Source organism: Vulcaniibacterium tengchongense (assembly GCF_003814555.1).
GTDB lineage: Bacteria > Pseudomonadota > Gammaproteobacteria > Xanthomonadales > Xanthomonadaceae > Vulcaniibacterium > Vulcaniibacterium tengchongense.
On record NZ_RKQN01000006.1, the window covers coordinates 71,402 to 95,559 of the forward strand.

Sequence of the window (24,158 nt, forward strand, 5' to 3'; positions counted from 1 at the left end):
GCCGCAACCGGGCTCCAGCCCGTGGAGGGGGAAATCAGAAGTCGAACACGTACTCCATGGCCCACTCGCGGCCGATCGGGTTGAACAGGCGGCTGTTGTAGAACTCGTAGTCGAGCTTGTACGGGTCCTTGTGGTTCCAGCCGGTGCTGTTGAACGCGTTGTTGACGTAGAAGTTGATCCGGGCGTTCTCGGTCAGGCGGTAGCCGACGTTGAAGTTCCAGACGATCGCCGGGCCGATGCGGCCGAAGTAGCGCCCGGTGCTCTGGCCGGCGTTCGGGTTGCCGCTGTCGGCCGGCACCGAGCAGTTGCCGTCGAGGCTGTCGCTGGGCACGTAGCCGTCCGGGAACGGGCGGCAGCCGCCGGGGTTGTCGAGGCGGTCGGCGCCCCAGTGGTAGCGCACGCCCGGCACCGCGCCGATGCGATCGGCGTACACGGTCCAGTTCCACTTCTCGCCCTGCCAGCTGACGCTGCCGCGCACCTTGCTGCGGATCTCGCGGTCGCGGCGCTCCGGGTTCGGGTCGGTCGCGTACAGCTGTTCCTTGAACGAGCGCAGGTTGGTGTAGTTCAGCCCGAACACGAAGTTGCCCCAGCGCGCGGTGTCGAGCCGGTAGCGCAGCGAGGCGTCGATGCCGGCGACGTGCTTCTGCGCGATGTTGATCGGGCCGGTCTCCACCGCGACGATCCGGCCTTGCGCGTCGCGGGCGACGCGGCTCTCGATCGTCGCGCAGTACTCGGCGCCGCCGGGGTTCGACCAGGCCACCGCCGGGTCGATGGTGAGCCCGGTGCGGCAGCCCGCCTCGTCGCGCAGGATGGTCTCCAGCGGCAGGTCGCGGATCTCGTCGTCCAGGTCGATCGACCAGTAGTCGGCGGTCAGCGACAGGTTGTCCATCACGTCCCAGACGAAGCCGACCGTCCACGACTCGCCCAGCTCGGACTGCAGGTCCGGGGTGCCGCGGCGGTTGACGTCGAACGGATAGAACACCTCGGTGTTGTCGGCGACGCAGTTGTTGTTCAGGTAGGCGCCGCTGTCGATGCAGCGGAACGGGTCGAGCACGCGCTGCTCGGCGCTGCTGGGCGCGGCGAGCAGGTAGTGCATGTCCGGCGCGTGGAAGCTGGTGGCGTAGGTGCCGCGCAGCAGCAGGTTGCGCGTCGGCCGCCACTCCAGGCCGGCGTTCCAGGTGGTCTCGCTCTGCGAGCCGATCGCCAGCCGGTTCTCGTCGTCGAAGGCCTCGTAGTCGCCGTAGCGGTCGCGGCGGGCCGCGGCCGTCAGGGTGACCGACTGCAGCAGCGGCACCTTGAACTCGACGCCGGCGGAATAGCGGGTGCGCTCGCCGCCGCCGCGGTCGATGTTCTGCACGTAGTAGTCGAGGTTGCCGCGCGGGTCGGGGTTGAGCTCGTAGCCCTGCTTGGCGGCCTCGAGGATCGCGGCGAAGCCGATCGGCCCGGCCCAGCCCTCGAACAGGTCGCCGCTCACCGAGAACGCGGCCTGGTTGACCCAGGACGCCGCTTCGTTGATCGAGTGCATGCCGCCGAGCTGGCGGTACTGCTCCGGCGTGACCGGGTTCCACCAGCGCTCCTGGTTCAGCGCGTAGATCGGCTGGCCGCTGGCGGCGTCGACGCCGAGCTGCGGACCGAGGAAGTAGTCGCGCGCCATGTCCCAGTCGACCACCGCGATGCGCTCGTGCACGGTGTAGCGCGAGCGGCCGATGGAGGCGTCCCAGTTGAAGCGGCCGTCGGCGAAGGTGCCGCCGAGGCCGGCGCTCAGGTCCCAGGACTGCTCCTTGTTGCGGTTGTACAGCTTGTCCTGGCCGCCCACCTCGAAGCCGGTGAACTGGCGCACCGCGAGCAGGTTGGCGCGGCCGACCTGCGGGTCGAAGAACGCGCCGTCGCCTCCGACCAGCTCGTCGGTGGAGACGTACGGGGTCGAGGTGCTCCAGTCGGCCTTGGCGTCGTGCAGGGCGAGGTTGACCCAGGCGCGGGTGCCGTTCTCGAAATCCCAGGTGCCGTGCAGGTAGCCGGACCAGCTCTCGCTGCCGCTGGCCAGCAGCCAGTTGGCGTAGTCGGCGCTCATGCCGCACAGCTGGCCGGTGTTGCGGATCGTGTCGGTGTCGTAGTTGTAGGTCAGGCGGTCGGCGCGGTAGTACTCGCCGCGGAACCGTTCGCACGCGCCGGCGGGCGGCGCCAGGCGCTCGCCGGTGCCCAGGTCGATCAGCGACAGGCCGTTGGTCGGGCGGAAGCCGACCTTGCGCTGCTCCGGGTTCCACGAGCTGTACGGCGCGTCGTCGGCGTCGTCCATCTCCGGGCGGTCGCGGCCGAACAGCGGGTCGCGCTTGGTCCACTGCAGCGCGTAGGTGAGGCTCCACCGGTCGCCGGTCTTGCCGCCGGCCCAGGACAGGTCCCAGGTGTCGCGGCCGCCTTCGGTCGAGGTGCCGCCGCGCACGCGCACCTGGTCGCCGTCGTAGTTCTGCTTGAGGATCACGTTGATCACGCCGGCGATCGCGTCCGAACCGTAGATCGCCGAGGCGCCGCCGGTCAGCACTTCGATGCGCTCGACCGCGGCCGCCGGGATGTTGGCGTAGTTGGCGAAGTTGCTCTGCCCGCCGTACGGCAGCGGGTAGTCGGCGACGCGGCGGCCGTTGACCAGCAGCAGGCTGCGGTTCGGGCCCATGTTGCGCAGGTTGAGCGGGCTGGCGTTGGGCGTGTGCGAGCCCCACGACACATCGGCCTCGACCGTGCCGATGGCCTCGGTCAGCGTGCTCAGGGCGTCGTGGACGGTGACGAAGCCTTCGGCCTTGATCTGTTCGGCGGTGAGGATCTGCACCGGCGCCGGGCCCTCGATCTCGGTGCGGCGGATGCGCGAACCGGTGACGGTCACCGTGTCGACCTGGGTGACCGGGTCGTCGTTCGCCGGGCCGGCGGAGGTGTCCTGGGCCTGGGCCAGCGGCGCGAGCAGCGCCAGGGCAAGCGCGCTGGCCAGCGCATTGCGGTGCAGCGTGGAATGAGTCATCGGAGTGATCTCGTTATGTGGTCGACGGGACACGCGTACGGCGATCCAGCGTTTTTGTCACGATCTAAAAACCAGTCCCTCAAAGAGCCGCCCGCGGCGGGCGGCTCCTCCCCTCCAACTGGATCGATCTAAATCAAAACATGCCCCGAGGCGCTTGGCATTCTGCGCCGCAACAAGAAGTTCACGAAGTTCCGCTGGCGGGCGTTCCGCCGCCTCCGTCCTGCGCCAGTGCGGCCCGCAACGCCGCGACCCGCTCGCGTTCGGTCTGCATCCGCTCCGGGGCCAGGCCCGGCAGTGCCACCCGGTGGCGCATCGGCGACGGGCGCAGCGCGCGCGCCGAGGCGTGGAACTCGTGCGCGCCGCTGCGCCGGCGCAGTTCGGCGGCGTTGCCGGCGTCGATGCCGGCGCCGGCCATGATCCGGATCCGCCCGGCGGCCTGGCGCACCAGCGCGGCGATCGTCTCCGCGCCGTCGGGCGCCGTCGCCCGCCCGCCCGAGGTCAGCACCCGCTCGCAGCCGAGCGCGATCGCCGCTTCCAACGCCCGTGCCGGGTCGCGCGCCGCGTCCAGCGCGCGGTGGAAGGTGACGCCGAGCGGGCCGGCGGCCGCGACCAGTTCGCGGCAGGTCGGCAGGTCGACCTCGCCGTCGGCGTCCAGCGCGCCGATCACCACGCCGTCGCATCCCAGGCGCACGCAGGCTTCCACGTCGCGCAGCATCGCCTCGCGCTCGAACCCGTCGTAGAGGAAGTCGCCGCCGCGCGGGCGGATCAGCACGTACAGCGGAATGCGCAGGCGCTCGCGCGCCACCGCGATGGTGCCGCAGGACGGCGTGCAGCCGCCCTCGCCGAGGTTCTCGCACAGCTCGACCCGGTCGGCGCCGCCGTCCTGCGCGGCCAGCGCCGAGGCCAGCGAGCCGGCGGCGATCTCCAGCAGCGGCGGCGCGCTCACACCTGTTCCGTCGCGTAGACCGACGCCGCCTCGCGCAGGGCGTCGTGCGGCCCCGGTCCCGCGTCGCGCACCGCGTAGACGAAGCCCTTGTGCAGCGCGTACGCGCCGACCTCGCCGCGCTTGTTCAACGCCAGGAAGCAGACCTGCAGGCGCTTGCTCGCCTCCGGGCGCTTGCGCACCACGCGCTCGATCGCCTCGCGGCAGGCGTCCATCGGCGAGCGGCCCTGGCGCATCAGTTCCACCACCAGGAAGCTGGCGGCGTTGCGGATCATCTCCTCGCCCACGCCGGACGCGGTGGCCGCGCCGACCTCGTCGTCGACGTACAGGCCGGCGCCGACGATCGGGCTGTCGCCGACGCGGCCGTGCAGCTTCCACGCCATGCCGCTGGTGGTGCAGGCGCCGGCGAGCCGGCCCTGCGCGTCGAGCGCGAGGATGCCGAGGGTGTCGTGGTTGCTCTGGTCGCCCGGACGCTGCCTGCGCTCGGCGTTGATCTGCGGCGCGTACTCGGCGGTCTTGCGCCACTCGCGCCAGGCGCGGCGCGCCTGTTCGGTCAGCAGCGGCGTCCTCGGGAAGCCTTGCGCCACGGCGAAGCGCTGCGCGCCCTCGCCCACCAGCATCACGTGCGGGGTCTTCTCCATCACCGCGCGCGCCACCGACACCGGGTGCGCGATGTCCTGCAGGAACGCGACCGCGCCGCAGCGGCCGTCGCCGGCCATGATGCTGGCGTCGAGGGTCAGCACGCCGTCGCGATCGGGGTTGCCGCAGCGGCCGACCGTGGGGTTGCACAGCTCGCCCTCGGCCCAGCGCGCGCCGGCCTCGACCGCATCGAGGGCGTTGCCGCCGGCGCCGAGCACCTGCCACGCCGCGGCGTTGGCGCCGACGCCGAAATCCCAGGTCGAGACCACGCGCGCCCCGGCCGGCGCGGGCGCCGCGCCCGCAGCGGCGGCGCGCGCGCCCGGCAGCGCGAGCGCGCCCGCGGCCCAGAGCGAGGTCTTCAGGAATCGGCGACGGTCGGACATGGTCGGGGCGTGGCGCGGGAGGAAGCCGCGATTCTACGGGCAGGCCGCGCGCGAGCCGGTTCGGCGGCCTCCTGCCGGCGCACGCGCTGGCCGGGCCGGCGTCGTTACCGGCATTCCTCGCCGATGGCGGGCCGGCGCACCTCAGCGCTCGCCGTAATGCTCGAAATACCAGGCCGCGGCGCCGACCAGGCCGAGCTGGCCGTGTTCGGCCAGCCACACCGGCACCCGCGCCAGCACTTCGCTCAGCACGCCCTTGTTGCGGAAGCGCGCGGCGAAGTCGCTCTCGAGCAGGAACGGCTTGATCTGCGCCGGGATGCCGCCGGCCAGGTACACCGCGTCGGCGCCGAAGGCGAGCGCCAGGTCGCCGGCGAGGCTGCCGAGCAACGCGCAGAACAGCTGCAGCGCTTCGAGCGCCTGGGCGTCGCTGCGCGCCAGCGCGGCCGCCGCGATCGCTTCCGGCGTGTCCAGCCGCGGCGCCACGCCGTCGAGCGCGCACAGCGCGCGATAGGCGTTGCGCAGGCCGGGGCCGGACAGCACCCGTTCGTTGTCCACGTGCGGCCATTGCCGCAGCAGCTGCCCGACCAGGGCCAGCTCGCGCCCGGTGCCGGCGGCGAGCGCGGCATGGCCGGCCTCGCTGGCGAGCACCCGCGGCGGGGCGCCGGGCAGACGCAGCGAGGCGCCGAAGCCGGTACCGGGCCCGAGCACCAGCACCGGGCCCTCGGCCGAGCGCGCCGGGCCGCAGACGCGGGTGATCGCGCCGGGGTCGAGGTAGGGCATCGCGCAGGCCACCGCCTCGAAATCGTTGAGCAGCCCCAGGTGGCGGACGCCGGCCTCGCGCCGGGTGCGTTCCAGCGACACCGGCCAGGGCAGGTTGCTGTTGACCAGCACGTCGCCGTCCAGCCGCCCGGCGATCGCGACCACGGCGTGCTCGGCGCCCTGGGCGAAGTCGCGCAGGATCGCGGCCAGGCTGGGGTGCTCGGCGCAGGCGTAGCGGCGGTAGTCGAGCACGCTCACGCGCCCGTCGCGGTCGATCCGCACCCGGCCCAGGCGCGCGTGCGTGCCGCCGACGTCGGCGGCGAGGAACGGCTGGGCGTGGCGCAACGGGGAACGGGCGGGAGCCGCGTCGGCCATCGCGGGCGGCGGAACGGCGGTGGGCGGAAGGCCCGACTCCGCTGCGCAGAGCGGTTGCAGGGCCGGACCGGACCGGGCGGGGCCGGGCCGCTCCTCGCGGGCGATGGGCATGGGGCGCAGACCGGGAACGGGCTCGCAATTATGCGGCCATTGCCGGCGTGGATCGACGCCGCGGCGCGGCATCCGGTCACGCTCCGGCATAGCGCGCCGCGCCGCCGACCCAGCGCGCGACCAGGCGCTCGGCCTGTTCCGGCGCCTGCTGCAGCAGGCGCTCGCCGATCCGCTGCACCTGCGGCAGCAGGTCGGCGTCGCGGGCCAGGTCGGCGACCCGGAACGCCGCCAGGCCAGTCTGGCGGGTGCCGAGCAGCTCGCCGGGACCGCGCAGCTCCAGGTCCTTCTCGGCGATGACGAAGCCGTCGTTGGTCTCGCGCATCGTCGCCAGGCGCTCGCGCGCCATCGCCGACAGCGGCGGCTGGTACAGCAGCACGCAGGTGGACGCCGCGCGGCCGCGCCCGACCCGGCCGCGCAACTGGTGCAGCTGGGCCAGGCCCAGCCGCTCGGCGTTCTCGACGATCATCAGCGAGGCGTTGGGCACGTCGACGCCGACCTCGATCACCGTGGTCGCGACCAGCAGGTCGGTGGCGCCGGCCTTGAACGCCTGCATCGCCGCCTGCTTCTGCGCCGGCTTCATCCGCCCGTGCACCAGGCCGACGCGCAGTTCCGGCAGGCGCGCGGACAGCTCCTCGTACACGCTTTGCGCCGCCTGCGCCTCGACCCGGTGGCCGCCGCCGGGCTTGCCCTCGTCCTCGTTCTCGTCGATCAGCGTGCATACCCAGTACGCCTGCCGGCCTTCGGCGCAGGCCCGGCGGATCCGTTCGATCAGCTCCGGCCGCCGCTCGGCGCCGAGCGCGACGGTCTGCACCGGGGTGCGGCCGGGCGGCAGTTCGTCGATCGAGGACACGTCGAGGTCGGCATAGGCGGCCATCGCCAGGGTGCGCGGGATCGGCGTGGCGGTCATCACCAGTTGGTGCGGCACGACGGCCCCGGCGCCGACCCGGCCGCCGACGCCCTTGTCGCGCAGCGCCAGGCGCTGGTGCACGCCGAAGCGGTGCTGCTCGTCGACGATCGCCAGCGCCAGGTCGCGGAACGCCACGCCCTCCTGCATCAGCGCGTGCGTGCCGACCACCACCTGCGCCTCGCCCGAGGCGACCTGGGCCAGGGTCTGCGCGCGCGCGCGGCCGGTGACCTTGCCGGCCAGCCAGGCCACGCGCACGCCGAGCGGCGCCAGCCAGCCGCGCAGGTTGGCCAGGTGCTGCTCGGCGAGCAGTTCGGTCGGCGCCATCAGCGCCGCCTGCTTGCCGGCGGCGACCGCGAGCATCGCCGCCAGCGCCGCGACCACGGTCTTGCCGCTGCCCACGTCGCCCTGCACCAGCCGCAGCATCGGCCGCGGCCGCGCCAGGTCCGCGCGGATCTCGTCGAACACGCGCCGCTGCGCGCCGGTCAGCGCGAACGGCAGCGCCGCGCGCAGGCGCTCCGCCAGCGAGGCATCGCGCAGCGCCGGCGCGGCATGCGCCTGCTGCGCCAGGCGCTGGCGGCGCAGGCTGAGGTGGTGCGCGAGCAGTTCCTCCAGCGCCAGCCGCCGCTGCGCCGGATGGCGTCCGGCGAGCAGCGCGGCGACGTCGTCGCCGGCCTGCGGCCGGTGCACGGTCAGCAACGCCTCGCGCAGCGAGGGCAGGCGGAAGCCGGCGCGCAACTCGGCCGGCAGCAGTTCCAGCGCGGCCTCGTCGGGCAGCCGCTCCAGCGCCTGCTGGATCAGGCGCCGCAACACCGCCGGGCCGACGCCTTCGAGGGCCGGGTACACCGGGTCGAGCGTGTCGCTGAGCGAGGCTTCGGCCTCGTCGTCGAGCAGGCGGTAGCTCGGATGCACGATCTCCAGCCCGTGCAGCCCCGGCCGCGGCGTGCCGTAGCAACGCACCCGCGCACCGGGGCGGAACTGCGCGGCCTGCGCGGCGCGGAAATGGAAGAAGCGCAACACCACCGTCGCGCGCGAGCCGTCGCCGATCGCCACGCGCAGCGTCGGCCGGTAGCGGAAGCCGCGCTCGACCGCCTCGACCCGGCCTTCGATCTGCGCCGCCACGCCGGGTTGCAGCGCGCGGATCGGGGTCAGCGCGGTGCGGTCCTCGTACTGCCGCGGCAGCAGCAGCCACAGGTCCTGCAGCGTGCCCAGGCCGCGCGCCGCCAGCTTCTCGGCCACGCGCGGCCCGGCCCCGCGCAGGCTGCTGATCGGTTGCAGGTGGAGTTCGACGGGAGCCCCGTGCTGGCGGGTCGGCATCGGCGAAGCATGCCGCGAAAGGCGCGGACGGGAAACAGGAAAGCGGGAAGCCTCGCGTCGGGGATCGCCGCGCCCGGCGATGGCCAACGCCGCGCTTCCCCGAGAAACGACTGCAGATAAGCGCGGAACGAGCGGCCCCTGCGTTCCTCGTCCTTTTCCGGGGGCGTTGCTTGCCGCGGCGAAACCTCAGTCCAGGACCATCACCGCGTCGACCTCGAAGCCGGCGCCGCGCGGCAGCGCCGAGACTTCGATGGTGGAACGCGCCGGGTACGGGGCGCGGAAGTATTCGCCCATCACCGCGTTGACCGCGGCGAAATGGTCGAGGTCGGTCAGATACAGGCCGAGGCGCACGATCCGCTCGAGCGAGCCGCCGGCCGCCTCGCACACCGCGCGCAGGTTGTCGAACGCGCGCCGCGCCTGCGCGGTGATGTCGCCCTCGACCAGCAGCCCGGTGGCGGGGTCGAGCGGGATCTGTCCGGACAGATACACGGTGTCGCCCACGCGCACGGCCTGCGAATACGGGCCGATCGCGGCCGGGGCTTTGTCGGTCTGGATGATCTGGCGGGACATGTTCGGCATCGGGGTCGTGGTCGGAACCGGACCAAGCATAAGCCGTCGTCGGGGCGGAGCGAAGCTCCTTTCTCCGCGCGCCACGGCTCGCGCAGCCGGGGCTTGGGCTTGCGCGGACTTCGATGGCAGGGATGCCGCCGAAGAGCCTGCATGGACGTATTCACCACGGCGCGTCGCGCGAGCGCATATCCGGCTGCGCCTGCAGCCGCCGCACACGCGCGAAAAGCGGGGGCCGGCGCGCGCGACGATTGCAACGGCGGACGCCTCAGATGCGCTGCACGCCGAGCACCACCTGCAGCCGGCGCACCCGCCGCATCACGTCGGCCAGGTGGCGGCGGTCCGCGACCTCGATCGCGAAGCGCATCACCGCGACGTTGGCGTCGCGCTCCAGGTACTCGACGCGGTCGATGTTCGATTCGGCCTCCGCGATCGCCGCCGCCACCTGGGCCAGCGAGCCGGGCCGGTTGTCCACCTCGATGCGCAGCGCCGCGGCGAAATCGCCGGCGACCTGCCGGTCCCAGCCGATCGGCACCCAGCGGTCCGGCGACTTGCGGTAGTCGGCGACGTTCGGGCAATCGAGCCGGTGCACCACGATGCCCCGGCCCGCGGTGTGATAGCCCATGATCTCGTCGCCGGGAATCGGCAGGCAGCAATTGGCGAAGCTGATCACGCCGCGCTCGGCGCCGGTGATCAGGATCTTGTCCTGCGAGCGCAGCTCGCGCTCCCCGCCTCGCGCGGCCGGCGCGGCCTGCGCGCCGGGCGCCTCGCGCGCCAGCGCCTGGGCGACCTGCTGCGGCATGCGGTTGCCGAGCGCGATGTCGGCGAGCAGGGCCTCCAGGCGCGGGTAGCGGTGCTCGTGCAGATACGCGTCCAAACGCGCGGCGGGAATGCGGTCGAGCGAGTTGCCCAGCGCCTCGAGCGCGCGGTCGAGCATGCGATGGCCCAGCTGCACCGCATCCTCGTGCTCGAGCTGCTTGAGCTGCTGGCGGATCGCGGTGCGCGCCTTGCCGGAGACCACGAACTCCAGCCACTGCGGCTTCGGCGTCGACGACTTGGCGGTGATGATCTCGACCCGCTGGCCGCTGGCCAGCTTGGTGCGCAGCGGCGCCAGCTTGCCGTCCACCCGCGCGGCCACGGCCTGGTTGCCGACGTCGGTGTGCACCGCGTAGGCGAAGTCCAGCGCGGTGGAATTGCGCGGCAGGGCGAGGATGTCGCCCTTGGGCGTGAACAGGTAGACCTCGTCCGGGAACAGGTCCACCTTGACGTTCTCGAGGAATTCCAGCGACGAGCCGGTGGCGCGCTGCGATTCGACCAGCCCGGCGATCCAGCTGTGCGCGCGGCTCTGCGCGCTGTTCGGGCCGTCGCCGCCGTGCTTGTACGACCAGTGCGCGGCGATCCCGCGCTCGGCGATCAGGTCCATCTCCTCGGTGCGGATCTGCACCTCGATCGGCGAGCCGTAGGGCCCGAACAGCACCGTGTGCAGCGACTGGTAGCCGTTCGCCTTGGGGATGGCGATGAAGTCGCGGAAGCGCGCGTCCAGCGGCTTGTACGCGGCGTGCACCACGCCCAGCGCATGGTAGCAGTCCGGCACGGTGCGCACGACGATGCGGAAGCCGAACACGTCCATCACCTGGGCGAAGCTTTTGTGCTCGCTGCGCATCTTGGTGTAGATGCTCCACGGCGACTTGACCCGGCTGACCAGCCGGTGCACCACCTTCTCCTTGGCCAGGCGCTGCGCCAGCTGCGCCTCGATCTGCACCAGCGCCTCGCGCCGCACCACCGGCTGGGTGCGGATGCGCTTCTCGATCACGGCGTGGCGCCAAGGGTGCAGGGCGCGGAAGCCCAGGTCCTGGAGTTCGGCCTTGATCAGGTTCATGCCCAGGCGCTGGGCGATCGGCGCGTAGATCTCCAGGGTCTCGCGGGCGATGCGGGTGCGCGCCTCCGCGCCCTGCGCGCCGAGCGTGCGCATGTTGTGCAGGCGGTCGGCGAGCTTGATCAGGATGACGCGCAGGTCGCGCGACATCGCCAGCAGCATCTTGCGGAAGCTCTCCGCCGTGGCTTCCTGGCGGTCGCGGAACTGCAGCTTGTCGAGCTTGGTGACGCCGTCGACCAGCTCGGCGACGGTCTCGCCGAACTCGCGCGCCAGCTCCTCGCGGGTCAGCGGCGTGTCCTCGATGGTGTCGTGCAGGATCGCCGCGATCAGCGTCTCCACGTCCAGGCCCTGCTCGGCCAGGACCTTGGCCACCGCGACCGGATGGGTGATGTAGGGCTCGCCGGACTTGCGCGTCTGCCCGGCATGGGCGGCGGCGCCGACGGCCCAGGCGCGGTGCAGCTGCTCGCGCTGGGCGTCGCTCAGGTAGCCGGCGGCGTGGTCGAGTTCGCGCACGTACTCCGGCAACGCCGCGGCGGGCACGGCAGCGGGAACTTCGCGTTTGGCCGGTTCGGCGGGGCTCATGCCGTGAATCTACGCGCGCCGCTGCGGCACGCGCAAATGCGCGCGAAGGGCCGGCCCGCAAACGCGAACGGCTCCGGGTCGCGGAGCCGTCGCGGTGTGCCCGTCGCGGCGGTGCCGCGCCCGGAAGGCGCGGCCGCGGGCGGACTCAGTCGTCGCCCTTGGAGAGGTCGTCGTCGGCGACCACCTCGGCGGCGGCCCACTCCAGCGCCTCGCGCTCCTTGCGCTCGCGCTCGGCCTTCTCGACGGCGTCGATGTACTCCGGGTCGATGCGGCGCGCGGCGATCTCGCGCAGCGCCAGCACGGTCGGCTTGTCGTTGGCCTCGCTGTTGTCCAGCTGCGGCTCGACGCCGTTGGACAGCTGGCGCGCGCGCTTGGCGGCCATCATCACGAGTTCGAAGCGGTTGTTCACCACTTCCAGGCAATCTTCGACGGTAATGCGGGCCATGGGGCTCCTGGCGACCGGGGGCCGCCCAAACAGGCTCTGAGGGATCGTGAAGTCTAGCGGCGGGGGCGGGCTGTCGCAAGGGGCCCCCTTAAGAATCAGTCAGTTAGCCTCGCCGAGGCGCGACGCGGCGCGCCGGGGGCCGCAGGCAAGCGGGCGCGGGCACGCGGGCGCGATGAACATGCCCGCAGCCTATCCGGCGGCGCCGGCTGAGCCGGGCCGGCTCCGCGGCCAACGCCGCCCGGCTCGCGTTGCATCGCGCCGCCTCCGCACGGCCCCTCCGGCCGCGCGCGGCGCCTGCCCGCCGCCCTATTCGTCCGTCAGCAATTGCCCGATCAGGCGCGCATGGCGCGCGACCTGCTGGTCGCGGCGCAGGCGGCTGGCGGTGAACACCGCGCACATCTCCTCGACCGCGACCGCGAAGGTCTCGTTGACGATCACGTAGTCGAACTCGCCGTAATGGCTCATCTCCTCGCGCGCGGCCGCCAGGCGCCGGGCGATCACCGCCTCGCTGTCCTGCCCGCGGCTGCGCATGCGCTGCTCCAGCGCCTGCCGCGACGGCGGCAGGATGAACACGCTGACCGCGTCGGGCACCTTGGCCCGCACCTGGCGCGCGCCCTGCCAGTCGATCTCCAGCAGCACGTCCTTGCCCGAAGCCAGCTGCGGCTCCACCGACTGCCGCGCGGTGCCCTTCCAGTCGCCGTGCACGCGGGCGTACTCGAAGAAGTCGCCGGCGTCGATCATGCGCTGGAACTCCTCCTCGCTGACGAAGTGGTAGTGCTCGGCGTGGCGCTCGCCCGGCCGCGGCGCGCGCGAGGTGAACGAGATCGACAGGCAGATGTTCGGATCCCGCGCGAGCACCGCGTTGACGATGCTGCTTTTGCCGGCGCCGGACGGCGCCGCGACGATGAAGAGCGTGCCTCTCATCCGTGCTCCTGGAGGTCGAATGCGAGGATCGTGTCCTCGTACGCGGTGTCGCCGGCCCGGAAACGGCGGCTTCCCGCGGCGCGATTGCCGAATCGTTGGCAGAACCGGATCGCGGCCCGGTTGCGGGCGCGCACGCCGAGCCGCAAGCGCCGGCTGCCGGCGCCGCGCGGATGCGCGACCGCGGCGTCCATCAGCCGCCGCCCGAGGCCGCCGCCCTGGAAGCGATGCAGCAGGTAGACCCGCTTGACCTCCAGGTCGTCCTCGCGGCGGTCTTCCAGCGGCAACGATGCGGGCGACAGCACCAGGTCACCCACCGCGGCGCCGCCCGGCGCGGCGGCCGCGAGCCACGCGGCGCAGCCCGGACCGGCCGGCCAGCGGCGATAGGCCTCCGGCGCGTGCCGGCTTTCGCAATGGGCCAGGATGTCGCGGCCGTCGAGCACGCCGGCGAAGGTCCCGAGGAAGCTGGCGCGCCCGACCAGCGCCAGCGCCTCGGCGTCGGCGGGCGCGCAGGGGCGGACGTCCACGTGCGCTTGCCCGCTCATTCGATGTTCTGCGCCTGCTCGCGGATCTGGTCGATCAACACCTTCAGCTCGACCGCCGCGGCGGAGGTGCGGGCGTCGACCGACTTGGAGCCGAGCGTGTTGGCCTCGCGGTTGAATTCCTGCAGCAGGAAGTCGAGGCGGCGGCCGACCGCCTCCTCCAGCCCCAGCACGCGCCGCGCCTCGCCGACGTGGGCGTCGAGGCGGTCGAGCTCCTCGTCCACGTCCAGCTTCTGCAGCCACAGCACCAGTTCCTGCTCGAGGCGGCCGGGGTCGAGCTGGGGCTGGCCGTTGCCCTGCATCAGGTCGGCCAGGCGCGCCTCCAGCTTGGCCCGCTGTCCGGCGCGGATCGCCGGCATCAGCGTGCGCACCTCGGCGGCGATGCGGGCGATGCCGTCGATGCGCTCGGAGATGGCCGCCGCCAGCTTGGCGCCCTCGCGTTCGCGCGTGGCGACGAACTCGTCGAGCACCGCGTCCAGCAAGGCCAGCGCCTCGGCCTGCAGCGCGGCCGGATCCGCGGCCGGCGCCTGCAGCACACCGGGGAACTGCAGCAGTTCGGTGAATCCGGTGCGCAGGCGCGGGAAGCGCGCGTCCAGGTCGAGCGCCAGTTCGCTCAGCTCCCGCAACCGGGTCGGATCGAGCCGCAGCGCGCCTTCGCCCTCCGGCGCGCGCAGGCGCAGGCTGAGGTCGAGCTTGCCGCGCGCCACGCGCGCGGCCACGCGTTCGCGCAGCGCCGGTTCCAGCGCGCGCAGCTCCTCCGGCAGCCGCACCCCGAGCTCGAGGAAGCGGTGGTTGACCGAGCGCAGCTCGCAGGCGAGCGTGCCCGAGGGCGTGGCGCGTTCGCCGGACGCGAACGCGGTCATGCTGCGGATCATCGGGAAATCCAAGGCCGACAGGGAGCGAATGGTAAACTCGCCGGCCATCCGAACGGTACCCATGGCCATGACCGGCACTCCCGCTCCGCCCGCCGGCCCGCCGGCCGGTGGCATCGCCCGCCCCAGCGGCCGCGCCCCGGCGCAACTGCGCGAGGTGCGCATCGAACGCGGCTACACCCGCCACGCCGAGGGCTCGGTGCTGATCGCCTTCGGCGACACCCGGGTGCTGTGCACCGCCAGCGTCGAGAACAAGGTGCCCGCGTTCCTGCGCGGCAAGGGCGAGGGCTGGGTGACCGCCGAGTACGGCATGCTGCCGCGCGCCACCCATACCCGCAACGAACGCGAGGCCGCGCGCGGCAAGCAGGGCGGACGCACGCTGGAGATCCAGCGCCTGATCGGCCGCGCGCTGCGCGCCTGCGTGGACCGCAAGCTGCTCGGCGAGCGCACCATCACCCTCGACTGCGACGTGCTGCAGGCCGACGGCGGCACCCGCACCGCGGCGATCACCGGCGCGTACGTCGCCCTGGTCGACGCGGTGCGCGGGTTGCTGGCGCGGCGCGAGATCGCGCGCGACCCGGTGTTCGGCGCGGTGGCCGCGGTTTCGGTCGGAATCTGGCGCGGGGTGCCGGTGCTGGACCTGGACTACGCCGAGGACCGCGACTGCGACACCGACATGAACGTGGTCATGAACGACGGCGGCGGCTTCATCGAACTGCAGGGCACGGCGGAGGGGCACGCGTTCCGGCGCGAGGAACTGGCCGCGATGACGGCGCTGGCGGAGGCGGGCATCGCCGAGCTGATCGCGCTGCAACGCGAGGCGTTGGCGCGCTGAGACCGGGCGTCGTGGTGGGCTAGCGAGAACTGGCGGGGCGCGGCCGGGTCGGCTTCTTCCTGCATACCGACGACTTCGCCCGCGACCACGCGCGCATGCGTGCGCACGGCGTGGCCTTCCGCGAAGCGCCGCGCGAGGAGCCGTATGGCACGGTGGCGGTGTTCGAGGACCTGTACGGCAACCGCTGGGACCTGCTGCAGCCGAACGCGTGAGCCGGCGACCCGGGCGAACGGCCCGCGTACGCGGCACACTATCGACCCTTTCGCCGGCGGGCCGCGGCCCGCCTCCACATCACGGGACCGGAAACGTGAACAAATGGGTGATCGCCAGCGGCAACCCCGGCAAGCTGCGCGAGTTCCGCGAACTGCTCGCCGGCAGCGGCGTCGAGATGGTGCCCCAGGGCGAGCTCGGCGTGCGCGACGCCGACGAGACCGGGCTGACCTTCGTCGAGAACGCGCTGCTGAAGGCGCGCCATGCCGCGCGCGCGACCGGGCTGCCGGCGCTGGCCGACGATTCCGGCCTGTGCGTGGATGCGCTCGGCGGCGCGCCGGGGCTGTATTCGGCGCGCTACGCCGGCCGCCACGGCGACGCCGAAGCCAACATCGACAAGCTGCTCGAGGCGCTGAAGGACGTACCGGACGAACGCCGCGGAGCGCACTTCTACGCGGTCATCGTGCTGTTGCGCCACGCCGAGGACCCGCAGCCGATCATCGCCGAGGGCCTCTGGCCGGGGCGCATCCTGCATGCGCGCCGCGGCGACGGCGGCTTCGGCTACGACCCGGTGTTCTTCGACCCCGCGCTGGGCCGCGCCGCGGCCGAACTGGAGGCCGGGCTGAAGAACCGCCTCAGCCATCGCGGTCGCGCGCTGGCGGCCCTGCGCGCGCGGCTGCAGCCGGCATGAACGACGACGCGCCGCAGGTATTCGCCACCGGCTGGCGGCTGATGCCGGAAATGCTGGCGCTGACGGTCGCCGCGCTCGGCCTGGTCGCCGCGTGCTCGTGGTTCACCGGATCGGCGCGCGACCTCGACAGCCTGCTGGTGGTGGCGCCTGCGTTCCTGGCGATGGCCGCGGGACTGGGCTACCTGGTCTGCTGGCAACGCGTCGTCCTGCACGCGGACGGCCGCATCGAGGTGCGCAGCGCGGCGGCGGGCTTCCGCCTGCGCGCCTTCCATGCGCGCGACGTCGTCGCCATCGGCTTCCGCTCCTGGCGCGACGTGCGCCGCAGCATGGTGAGCCATCTGTTCGTGTCCGTGGCGCCGGCTCCGGGCCGGCGCTGGCGCGTCGTCGACGTGATGGACAACGTCTACCGCGGCGGCGGCGACTCGCCGCTGATGCAGGCGCTGGTGCGCGCGATCCTGCAGGCGCAGCCGGACGTGCCGCTGGATCCGGCGCTGCGGGCGCTGTACCGCCCGGTCGTCCCCGCGCCGCGCGCGCCCGAGCCGCGCCGTACCAAGCGCCCCCGGCGGCACCGCCACCATCGCGTTTGAAAAGCGGACGCCCGCCGCCATCTTCCTGCCGTGAATCCCGTGCTGACGCCGCCGCCGCTGTCGCTGTACGTGCACCTGCCCTGGTGCGTGCGCAAGTGCCCGTACTGCGACTTCAATTCGCACGAGGCGCGCGGCGCGGCGCCGTTCGAGCCCTACGTCGACGCCCTGCTCGCCGACCTCGACCACGACCTGCCGCTGGTCTGGGGCCGCACCGTGCACTCGGTGTTCTTCGGCGGCGGCACGCCGAGCCTGTTCCCCTCGGAAGCGATCGACCGCTTCCTGCAGGGCGCCAGCGGGCGGCTGCGCTTCGCGCCCGGATGCGAGATCACGCTCGAGACCAACCCCGGCACCGCCGAGCACGGCCGCTTCGAGGCCTACCGCGCCGCCGGCGTGAACCGGCTCAGCTTCGGCATCCAGAGCTTCGACGACGGCTGCCTGCGCCGGCTCGGCCGCATCCACGACGGCGCCGAGGCGGAAAGCGCGGTCAAGCAGGCCCAGGACGCGGGTTTCGACAACCTCAACCTGGACCTGATGTACGCCCTGCCCGGCCAGGACCCGGCGATGGCCGAGCGCGACCTGGAACGCGCGCTGGCGCTGCAACCGGCGCACCTGAGCCATTACCAGCTCACCCTGGAACCGAACACCCTGTTCGCGGCGCGGCCGCCGGCGGGCCTGCCCGACGACGACACCGCCTGGGACATGCAGGAACGCTGCCAGGCCCGGCTCGCCGAGGCCGGCTACGCGCAGTACGAGATCAGCGCCTACGCGCGCCCGGGCCGGCAGTGCGCGCACAACCTCAACTACTGGCGCTACGGCGACTACCTGGGCATCGGCGCGGGCGCGCACGGCAAGCTGACCCTCGGCGCCGAGCAGGCGATCCTGCGCCGCTGGAAGGTCAAGCATCCCGCGCAGTACCTGGCCCAGGCCGGCCGCGCCGAGGCGGTCGGCGGCGACGAGCGGGTCGAGCCGGCGCGACGGCCGTTCGAGTTCATGCTCAACGCGCTGCGCCTGGCCGAAGGCTTCGCCCTGGAGCTGTTCGAGGCGCGCACCGGCCTGCCGCGGGCGGCGATCGCGCCGCAACTGGCCGAGGCGGTGGACGCCGGCTGGCTGGAGACCGACGGCGCGCGGGTGCGGCCGACCGAACTCGGCCTGCGCTTCGCCAACGACGCGATCGCTCTATTCCTGGACGATGTGGCCGATAACACATCGGAGCGAACCCGGCCGGGCGATACTGGCGCCGTCTCGGCCGAAACGGTGCGCCGCGCCGGGCCCGACTGAGCCGCGCCGGCGCCGCGCGGTCGCCGGGCACGGCGGGTCGCCTTGACACAGGAGCTCCAGATGACCGCCTCCCCTCACCCCCTGGGCAGTCCGTACCGTCCGCGCGCGACGCTGGCGAACGCGGCGTTGCCGCCGCGGGTGCGCGGGGTGCTGGAGCGGCTCCACGCCGCGGCGGCCGGCCCGGTCGCGCGCCAGCTGGACCTGGCGCTGGACGAGTACGAGCGGCGCCTGCTGCGCCAGGCCGACCAGGCGCGGCGCCCGGAGCAGCGCCAGGGCCTGCTCGAGACCCTGCGCGCGACCCGGCGCCACCGCGCCGACCTGGCGCCGCGCTGCCTGGCCGAGCTGGAGAGCGCGCTGGCGGCGATCCGCGAACCCGCGCCCGCGCGCGGGCCGACCGCGCGGCCCAGCTTCCACGAGCTGCGCCTGGTCGAGCACGACGAGGTCGAGGAGGACAGCCTGCAGCGCACGATCGCGGTGCGCCACGAACGCCGCGCGGCGTTGCCGCTGCTGCTGCTCGGCCAGCGCTTCGGCGTGCTCGCCGGCGCGCCGGCGTTCGACCCCGAGCGCCTGCCGCTGGGGCCGTACCGGCTGGTGCGGATGCTCGGCGAGGCGATGCAGGCGCTGCCCACCGGCCGCGAGGCGCGGCTGCAGCTGTACCGGGCGTACGACGAGACCGCGCTGGCCGAATATCCGGCGTGGCTGGAGACGCTCAACGAACTGCTCGCGCGCGAGGGCGTGCTCCCGGGGCTCGCCTACGTGCCGTTGCGCCCGCGGCCGCGGCCGCAAGCGGCCGGCGAGGCGCGCGCGGCCCCCGGGCGCCCGCCCGACGCCCGCGAACCGGCGGCGCCGGCGGAAGGGCGCCCGCTCACCGGCTGGCTCGGCTTGGACGAGGAGGAGCGCGCCGACGCCTTCGCGCCGCTGCGGCAGCTGCTCGCGCGCCGCCGCCAGGCGCTGCAGCGCCTGCGCGCCCCGCAGCAGCCCGAACGGCCCGCGCTGCCGACCGGCGAGGCGCTGGATGCGCTCGCCGCGCTGCAGCGCTCGCGGGCGCCGGACGCGCCGGCGCCGGAGCTGGCCGATCTGCGCCGGCACCTGCTGGCGCTGGCGCGGCAGCGCTACGGCGCCGAAGCCGGCCTGGCCGGCGACGACCAGGACGCGCTCGACCTGCTCGAGCTGTTCCTCGCCCGGATCGAGCGCGAACTGCGCCCCGGCGCCGCGGCCGGCGAGCTGATCGCGCGCCTGCGCCTGCCGCTGCTGCGCGCGGCGCTGCAGGACCGCACCTTGTTCGTCCGCAACGGCCATCCGGCGCGGCAGTTGCTCGAGGCCGTGGCCGAAGCCGGCGCGCGCTGGCTGCCGTGGGAGGAGCTCGATCCGCACCTGGACGAGCAATTGCGGCACGCGGTCGAGCAGGTGCTGCGGCAGCCCGACGACACCGCGGCCGCGTTCCAGGCGGCGCGCGACGAACTGCACGAGCACCTGCGCCTGGTCGCGCGCAAGGCCGAACTGGCCGAACGCCGCCACGTCGAGGCCGCGCGCGGCAAGGAACGCCTGGCCGACGCCAAGCGCCGCGCCGCCGGGGCGCTCGCCGGCATGCTCGGGGAGCGGCCGCTGCCCCGGTTCGTGCACGGCCTGCTGCAGCAGGCATGGCTCGACGTGCTGACCCTGACCTTGCTGCGCCACGGCGAGGATTCGCCGGCCTGGCGCGAGCAGCTGCAGGCCACCGAACGGATCGTCGCCGCGCACGCGCAGCCGCCGTCGCCGGCGCCGGCGCAGCTGGAAGTGGCGGTGGAGCACGCGCTGACCCTGGTCGGCCATCACGGCGAGGACGCCGGCGCGATCGCGCGGCAGCTGCTCGGCCTCGGCGGCGACGAGGCTTCGCGCACGCAGCTCGCGCTCAGGCTGAAGTCGCGCGCGCGGCTCGGCGAGGACGCCCCGGCGGCGTCCGCCCCGGCGCCGCGCGACGCGGAGACCGAACGCTGCTGGCGGCGCCTGCGCGCGCTGCCGCCCGGCACCTGGTTCGAGTTCGACGGCGACGCGCCCGGGGAAGTGCTGCGCCGGCGCCTGTCGTGGCACAGCGCGGTCACGCAGCAGGCGCTGTTCGTCAATGCGCGCGGGCAGCGCGTGTGCGAGCTGGGGCTGGACGAGCTGGCGCGCAGCATGGCCGCCGGTCGCGCCCGCGTGGTCGAGGCCCGGGAGGGGCGCCTGCTCGACCGCGCCTGGCGGGCGACGCTCGCCGCGCTCGACCCGGGCCGGCACGACGCGGAGGAGAACGCATGAGCCCCCAGGAATACCGGCGCGCGCCGCGCTACGCCGTCGACGACTACGTGCAGGTGGTCGACACCATGACCGATGCGGTGGTCGGCCAGCTCGGCAACATTTCCGAGACCGGCATGCTGCTGATCGCGAACGCGCCGCTGGCGGACGACGCGCTGTACCAGCTGCGTTTCAGCCTGCACGAATCGACCCGGCGGCCGCCGATCGAGGTCGGCGCGCACCTGCTGTGGCAGGAGCGCGCCGCCATGCCGGGGCAGAGTTGGGCGGGCTTCCGCTTCATCCACATCCTCGACCGCGAGCTGGAGCAGCTGCGCGAATGGCTGCGGGCGCAGGAACGCGCGCAGGCGCCCGGCTGAGCGCCCGCCGCGGCAAAGGCCGGCGCGCGGCGTTTGCGGCAGAATGCGCGCAAGCCCAACCGTTCGCGCGTCCATGACCGATTTCGCCCCGCTCTACGCCGCCCATCTCGCCGAACTGCAGCGCCGCACCGCCGAGGCGCTGGCCCGCGGCGGCTTCGACCACCTGGTCGTGCCCAGCGGTACGCTGCACTACCAGTTCTTCGACGATCGCGACTATCCCTACGCGGTCAACCCGCAGTTCAAGGCCTGGGTGCCGCTGACCCGCAACCCGGGCAGCTGGCTGGTGGCGACGCCGGGGCAGCGGCCGAAGCTGATCTACCTGCAGCCGTTCGACTACTGGCACGCGGTGCCGCAGGCGCCGGGCGGCTACTGGGTCGAGCATTTCGACGTCGTGGTGATCCGCACCGCCGAGGAAGCGCTGCAGCACCTGCCGGCCGACCCGGCGCGCTGCGCCATCCTCGGCGAGCCGCAGAGCGCGCTGCGCGACCACGTGCCGAACAATCCGCCCGCGGTCGTGAACTACCTGGAATACCACCGCGCCCACAAGACCCCGTACGAAGTCGCGATGATGCGCGAGGCCAGCCGCATCGGCGTGCGCGCGCACCGCGCCGCCGAGCGCGCGTTCCGCGCCGGCGCCAGCGAGTTCGGCATCCACCTGGCGTACTGCCAGGCCGCCGGCCAGGACGCGAACGACCTGCCCTACAGCAACATCGTCTGCCTCAACGAGCACGCCGCGGTGCTGCACTACCACGATCGCGACCGGGTGCCGCCGCGGGAGATCCGCAGCTTCCTGATCGACGCCGGCGCGGCGTTCCACGGCTACGCCTGCGACATCACCCGCACCTACGCGCGCGACACCGGGAGCGAGTTCCAGGCGCTGATCGACGCGGTCGACGCGGCGCAGCGCGCGATGTGCGAGCAGGTCCGCGCCGGCACCGACTACAAGCGCATCCACCTCGACGCGCACCTGGCGCTGGCCGGCATCCTCAAGGAGTTCGGCGTGATCAAGGCCTCGCCCGAAGCCGCGCTCGCCACCGGCGTCAGCAGCGCGTTCTTCCCGCACGGCATCGGCCACGGCATCGGCCTGCAGGTGCACGACGTGGCCGGCTTCGCCGCGTCCGACGCCGGCGGCACGATCCCCAAGCCCGAGGGCCATCCCTACCTGCGCCTGACCCGCACGCTGGAGCCGGGCATGGCGGTGACGATCGAACCGGGCCTCTACTTCATCGACATGCTGCTGGAGGAGGTGAAGAAGAACGGCCATGGCGACAGCGTCGACTGGGAACGCGTCGACGCGTTCAAGCCCTTCGGCGGCATCCGCATCGAGGACGACGTGGTCTGCACCGAGGCCGAGCCGATCAACCTGACCCGCGAGGCGTTCGCCGAGGCGTGACCCGGCGGGCCGGTCCCGCCCGCGGGCAGGGGCCGGGCGTTCGCGAGGGCGGACCGGGCGGCCCCGTTTCCGGCCGGGCCCAGTCCGCGCCCGCACCCTCGCGGCGCGGGCCGCCGAAGCGCCACAGGGACCCGATCGTGGGCGCCGCGCGATACGCCGTGCGCCGTGGCGATGCCGCGGCACCCGGGCGCTCGTCCCGCCGGCGGCGGAACGGCCGCCGCGGGCGCGACGGATCAGCCCGCCACGTCAGCCCCGCGCCGCCATGAACGCCTCGATCTCGTCCGCGCTGCGCGCCAGGCCGGCGGTCAGCACACGGTGGCCTTCGCGGGTGATCAGCACGTCGTCCTCGGTGCGGATGCCGATGCCGCGCCATTTCGGGTCGACCGTGCCGTCGTCGGGCGCCACGTACAGCCCGGGCTCGATGGTGAACACCATGCCCGGCTCGAGCAGGCGCGACTCGCCGTCGATGCGGTACTCGCCGACGTCGTGCACGTCCAGGCCGAGCCAGTGGCCGGTCTTGTGCGGGTAGAAGCGCTTGTAACCGCCGTCGGCGAGCTGCTTCTCCAGCTTGCCCTTGAGCAGCCCGAGCCGCAGCAGGCCTTCGGTCAGCGTCTCCACCGCGGCGCGGTGCCCGGCCTCGTACGGCACGCCGGGGCGCGCCTGCGCCAGCGCCGCGGCCTGCGCCGCGCCCACCAGGTCGTGCAGCGCGCGCTGCTCCCGGCTGAAGCGGCCGTTGACCGGGAAGGTGCGGGTGATGTCGGCGGCGTAGCCGCGGTATTCGGCGCCGGCGTCGATCAGCACCAGTTCGCCGTCGCGCGCCTGCGCGGCGTTGGCGCGGTAGTGCAGCACGCAGGCGTTGGCGCCGGCGCCGACGATGCTGCCGTAGGCCGGCTCGGCATCGTGCATGCGGAACACGCGCTCGACCTCCGCCTGCAGCTCGTACTCGTGGACGCCCGCCCGCGCGGCGCGCATCGCCGCCTGGTGCGCGCGCACGCTGATCTCGGCGGCGCGCTGCATCAGCTTCAGCTCGTCGCGGTCCTTGAACAGGCGCAACTCGTCGAGCAGGTGGCCCAGCTCGAGGAACTCGTGCGGCGGTTGCGCGCCCTGCCGCACCAGCGCGCGCACGCGGTTGAGCCAGCCGATCAGCTTGAGGTCGAACTCCTGGTCGCGGCCGAAGTGGTAGTACACGCGCGAGCGGCCTTCCAGCAGGCCGGGCAGGATGTCGTCGAGGTCGGCGATCGGGTAGGCGTCGTCGAGGCCGAACGCCTCCACCGCGCCCTCGGGGCCGTAGCGTGGCCCGTCCCAGCGCTCGCGCTCGGGGTCGCGCTCGCGGCAGAACAGGAGGGTCTCGCCGTGGCGGCGCCCCGGCACCAGCACCAGCACCGCCTCCGGTTCGGGAAAGCCGGTCAGGTACAGCAGGTCGGAATCCTGCCGGTACGGGTAATGCGTGTCGCGGCTGCGGATGCGCTCGGGCGCGGCCGGCAGCACCAGGATCGCGTCGTCGCCGGCCATGCGCATCAGTTGCCGGCGACGCCGCGCGTAGGTCTTGGCGGGAATGGCGAGGGGTTTGTTCATTGCATTGCCAATCGCTTCTTGCCGTGGCGCCCGCGCGGGCTTCGCGGTCCGAGCGCCGGTCCGCGGGCGCCGTCCCCGCCGCGCCGGCCACCGCCGCCGCGGCCGCGCGAAAACGACGCCCGCTCAGTTCAGCTTCTGCCGCCGCCGCGCCGCCAGCACGCAGTCGCCGTGCAGCAGCAGCGCCGCGACGCGGACGAATTCCTCGATCTCGGCCAGCGCCTCCTCGTCTTCCTCGTCGCCCTCGCTCTGCGCCTGCGCGGCGGCGAGCTTGGCCAGGTCGGCCAGCGCCTCGCGGCTTTCGTCCGACAGCGGCGGCTTGGCGCCCGCCGCCAGGCCGAAGCCGCCGAGAAAGCCGCGGCACCAGTCGAACAGCGCGCCGCTGCGCTCGCCGAGCGAGGCCTCGGCCTCCGGCAGCAGCAGGGCGAAATCGAAGCTGCGGTCTTCCAGCTGCGCGGCGCTGGCCAGGCGCAGGCCGTCGAGGGCGCCGCCCTCCTCCGGCACCGGCGCGGCCTCCTCGGCGAGCACCTTGGCCGGCCATTCGCGCAGCGAGGCGCCGCCGCCGGCGAGCCAGCCGCACAGCGCGCCGTGCAGTTCCGAGGGCGAGGCGGCCAGGCCGAGGCGGCGGCTTTCGGCCGCGACGGCGGCGATGGCGGGAAGTTCGAGAGCGGTCACGGGCGTCGATCGGGACGGGAAACCCGCAGTGTAGGGCCTAACGCCGGCGC

19 protein-coding genes and 2 pseudogenes are annotated in these 24,158 nt (G+C 73.6%); 8 read left to right on the top strand and 13 right to left on the bottom strand.

The features are described from left to right. Positions 1 to 34: 34 nt before the first annotated feature. The 11 genes from EDC50_RS15280 to EDC50_RS15330 all read right to left on the bottom strand — a co-directional run bounded on the left by EDC50_RS15280 (position 35) and on the right by EDC50_RS15330 (position 14,243). The gene (locus EDC50_RS15280; RefSeq protein ID WP_123771363.1) at positions 35 to 3,007 is read right to left on the bottom strand and encodes a TonB-dependent receptor domain-containing protein; all 2,973 of its coding nucleotides are present in this window, start codon (positions 3,005 to 3,007) and stop codon (positions 35 to 37) included. 181 nt (positions 3,008 to 3,188) lie between these two features. Beyond that, positions 3,189 to 3,953 (bottom strand): copper homeostasis protein CutC, encoded by a 765-nt coding sequence (locus EDC50_RS15285; protein ID WP_123771364.1) that lies wholly within the window; start codon positions 3,951 to 3,953, stop codon positions 3,189 to 3,191. Further along, positions 3,950 to 4,972, bottom strand: coding sequence for a glycosylasparaginase (locus tag EDC50_RS15290; RefSeq protein ID WP_123771365.1), 1,023 nt, complete (start codon positions 4,970 to 4,972; stop codon positions 3,950 to 3,952). Before EDC50_RS15290 ends, EDC50_RS15285 begins: the two co-directional genes overlap by 4 nt. Before the next feature lie 141 nt (positions 4,973 to 5,113). Continuing rightward, complete coding sequence (locus EDC50_RS15295; protein WP_123771366.1) at positions 5,114 to 6,103, bottom strand: glucokinase; 990 nt, start codon at positions 6,101 to 6,103, stop codon at positions 5,114 to 5,116. A gap of 187 nt (positions 6,104 to 6,290) precedes the next feature. Beyond that, positions 6,291 to 8,435: an ATP-dependent DNA helicase RecG gene (recG, locus tag EDC50_RS15300; protein ID WP_123771367.1), complete on the bottom strand. Its 2,145-nt coding sequence runs from the start codon at positions 8,433 to 8,435 to the stop codon at positions 6,291 to 6,293. A 186-nt stretch (positions 8,436 to 8,621) separates the two neighbouring features. Next, positions 8,622 to 9,005, bottom strand: coding sequence for a RidA family protein (locus tag EDC50_RS15305; RefSeq protein ID WP_123771368.1), 384 nt, complete (start codon positions 9,003 to 9,005; stop codon positions 8,622 to 8,624). Positions 9,006 to 9,270: 265 nt separating this feature from the next. Then, on the bottom strand, positions 9,271 to 11,460 hold the full coding sequence (locus tag EDC50_RS15310; protein WP_123771369.1) for a RelA/SpoT family protein: 2,190 nt from the start codon (positions 11,458 to 11,460) through the stop codon (positions 9,271 to 9,273). Between the two features lie 145 nt (positions 11,461 to 11,605). After that, positions 11,606 to 11,905 (bottom strand): DNA-directed RNA polymerase subunit omega, encoded by a 300-nt coding sequence (rpoZ, locus tag EDC50_RS15315; RefSeq protein ID WP_123771370.1) that lies wholly within the window; start codon positions 11,903 to 11,905, stop codon positions 11,606 to 11,608. Positions 11,906 to 12,211: 306 nt separating this feature from the next. After that, a complete protein-coding gene (gene gmk, locus EDC50_RS15320) occupies positions 12,212 to 12,829 on the bottom strand; it encodes a guanylate kinase (protein ID WP_123771371.1) in 618 nt (205 codons plus the stop codon). Continuing rightward, positions 12,826 to 13,371: a GNAT family N-acetyltransferase gene (locus EDC50_RS15325; RefSeq protein ID WP_123771372.1), complete on the bottom strand. Its 546-nt coding sequence runs from the start codon at positions 13,369 to 13,371 to the stop codon at positions 12,826 to 12,828. The genes gmk and EDC50_RS15325 overlap by 4 nt, the downstream gene beginning before the upstream one ends. Further along, complete coding sequence (locus EDC50_RS15330; RefSeq protein ID WP_123771373.1) at positions 13,368 to 14,243, bottom strand: YicC/YloC family endoribonuclease; 876 nt, start codon at positions 14,241 to 14,243, stop codon at positions 13,368 to 13,370. Before EDC50_RS15330 ends, EDC50_RS15325 begins: the two co-directional genes overlap by 4 nt. A gap of 67 nt (positions 14,244 to 14,310) precedes the next feature. On the opposite strand from EDC50_RS15330, the gene rph reads away from it, so the two are divergent. The 8 genes and pseudogenes from rph (at position 14,311) to pepQ (ending at position 21,861) form a co-directional block, all read left to right on the top strand. Beyond that, entirely contained in the window at positions 14,311 to 15,075 is a 765-nt protein-coding gene (rph, locus tag EDC50_RS15335) for a ribonuclease PH (RefSeq protein WP_123771374.1), read from the top strand. Positions 15,076 to 15,116: 41 nt separating this feature from the next. Beyond that, a pseudogene (locus EDC50_RS15340) lies at positions 15,117 to 15,287 on the top strand (VOC family protein); the annotation flags it as partial. 95 nt (positions 15,288 to 15,382) lie between these two features. Next, positions 15,383 to 15,976: an RdgB/HAM1 family non-canonical purine NTP pyrophosphatase gene (rdgB, locus tag EDC50_RS15345; protein WP_123771375.1), complete on the top strand. Its 594-nt coding sequence runs from the start codon at positions 15,383 to 15,385 to the stop codon at positions 15,974 to 15,976. Further along, positions 15,973 to 16,563, top strand: coding sequence for a hypothetical protein (locus EDC50_RS15350; protein WP_123771376.1), 591 nt, complete (start codon positions 15,973 to 15,975; stop codon positions 16,561 to 16,563). The genes rdgB and EDC50_RS15350 overlap by 4 nt, the downstream gene beginning before the upstream one ends. A 30-nt stretch (positions 16,564 to 16,593) precedes the next feature. After that, a pseudogene (gene hemW / locus EDC50_RS15355) lies at positions 16,594 to 17,748 on the top strand (radical SAM family heme chaperone HemW); the annotation flags it as partial. A 153-nt stretch (positions 17,749 to 17,901) separates the two neighbouring features. Further along, positions 17,902 to 20,115, top strand: coding sequence for a DUF1631 family protein (locus tag EDC50_RS15360; RefSeq protein WP_123771378.1), 2,214 nt, complete (start codon positions 17,902 to 17,904; stop codon positions 20,113 to 20,115). Beyond that, positions 20,112 to 20,468: a PilZ domain-containing protein gene (locus EDC50_RS15365; RefSeq protein ID WP_123771379.1), complete on the top strand. Its 357-nt coding sequence runs from the start codon at positions 20,112 to 20,114 to the stop codon at positions 20,466 to 20,468. Before EDC50_RS15360 ends, EDC50_RS15365 begins: the two co-directional genes overlap by 4 nt. Positions 20,469 to 20,541: 73 nt before the next feature. Then, positions 20,542 to 21,861, top strand: a complete 1,320-nt coding sequence (gene pepQ / locus EDC50_RS15370; protein WP_123771380.1) for a Xaa-Pro dipeptidase — start codon at positions 20,542 to 20,544, stop codon at positions 21,859 to 21,861. A gap of 246 nt (positions 21,862 to 22,107) precedes the next feature. Here the strand turns inward: pepQ and EDC50_RS15375 are convergent, their stop codons facing one another. Both EDC50_RS15375 and EDC50_RS15380 read right to left on the bottom strand, forming a co-directional pair. After that, the gene (locus EDC50_RS15375) at positions 22,108 to 23,436 is read right to left on the bottom strand and encodes an aminopeptidase P N-terminal domain-containing protein (protein WP_123771381.1); all 1,329 of its coding nucleotides are present in this window, start codon (positions 23,434 to 23,436) and stop codon (positions 22,108 to 22,110) included. Between the two features lie 123 nt (positions 23,437 to 23,559). Continuing rightward, a complete protein-coding gene (locus EDC50_RS15380) occupies positions 23,560 to 24,108 on the bottom strand; it encodes a UPF0149 family protein (RefSeq protein ID WP_123771382.1) in 549 nt (182 codons plus the stop codon). Positions 24,109 to 24,158: the final 50 nt, after the last annotated feature.

Excerpts from the sequence above, each read along its gene's own strand:
- EDC50_RS15280 (WP_123771363.1), bottom strand. The coding sequence starts at position 3,007 with ATGACTCATTCCACGCTGCACCGCAATGCGCTGGCCAGCGCGCTTGCC.
- EDC50_RS15290 (WP_123771365.1), bottom strand. The coding sequence starts at position 4,972 with ATGTCCGACCGTCGCCGATTCCTGAAGACCTCGCTCTGGGCCGCGGGC.
- EDC50_RS15295 (WP_123771366.1), bottom strand. The coding sequence starts at position 6,103 with ATGGCCGACGCGGCTCCCGCCCGTTCCCCGTTGCGCCACGCCCAGCCG.
- recG (WP_123771367.1), bottom strand. The coding sequence starts at position 8,435 with ATGCCGACCCGCCAGCACGGGGCTCCCGTCGAACTCCACCTGCAACCG.
- EDC50_RS15305 (WP_123771368.1), bottom strand. The coding sequence starts at position 9,005 with ATGTCCCGCCAGATCATCCAGACCGACAAAGCCCCGGCCGCGATCGGC.
- EDC50_RS15310 (WP_123771369.1), bottom strand. The coding sequence starts at position 11,460 with ATGAGCCCCGCCGAACCGGCCAAACGCGAAGTTCCCGCTGCCGTGCCC.
- rpoZ (WP_123771370.1), bottom strand. The coding sequence starts at position 11,905 with ATGGCCCGCATTACCGTCGAAGATTGCCTGGAAGTGGTGAACAACCGC.
- gmk (WP_123771371.1), bottom strand. The coding sequence starts at position 12,829 with ATGAGAGGCACGCTCTTCATCGTCGCGGCGCCGTCCGGCGCCGGCAAA.
- EDC50_RS15325 (WP_123771372.1), bottom strand. The coding sequence starts at position 13,371 with ATGAGCGGGCAAGCGCACGTGGACGTCCGCCCCTGCGCGCCCGCCGAC.
- EDC50_RS15330 (WP_123771373.1), bottom strand. The coding sequence starts at position 14,243 with ATGATCCGCAGCATGACCGCGTTCGCGTCCGGCGAACGCGCCACGCCC.
- rph (WP_123771374.1), top strand. The coding sequence starts at position 14,311 with ATGACCGGCACTCCCGCTCCGCCCGCCGGCCCGCCGGCCGGTGGCATC.
- EDC50_RS15350 (WP_123771376.1), top strand. The coding sequence starts at position 15,973 with ATGAACGACGACGCGCCGCAGGTATTCGCCACCGGCTGGCGGCTGATG.
- EDC50_RS15360 (WP_123771378.1), top strand. The coding sequence starts at position 17,902 with ATGACCGCCTCCCCTCACCCCCTGGGCAGTCCGTACCGTCCGCGCGCG.
- EDC50_RS15365 (WP_123771379.1), top strand. The coding sequence starts at position 20,112 with ATGAGCCCCCAGGAATACCGGCGCGCGCCGCGCTACGCCGTCGACGAC.
- pepQ (WP_123771380.1), top strand. The coding sequence starts at position 20,542 with ATGACCGATTTCGCCCCGCTCTACGCCGCCCATCTCGCCGAACTGCAG.
- EDC50_RS15375 (WP_123771381.1), bottom strand. The coding sequence starts at position 23,436 with ATGAACAAACCCCTCGCCATTCCCGCCAAGACCTACGCGCGGCGTCGC.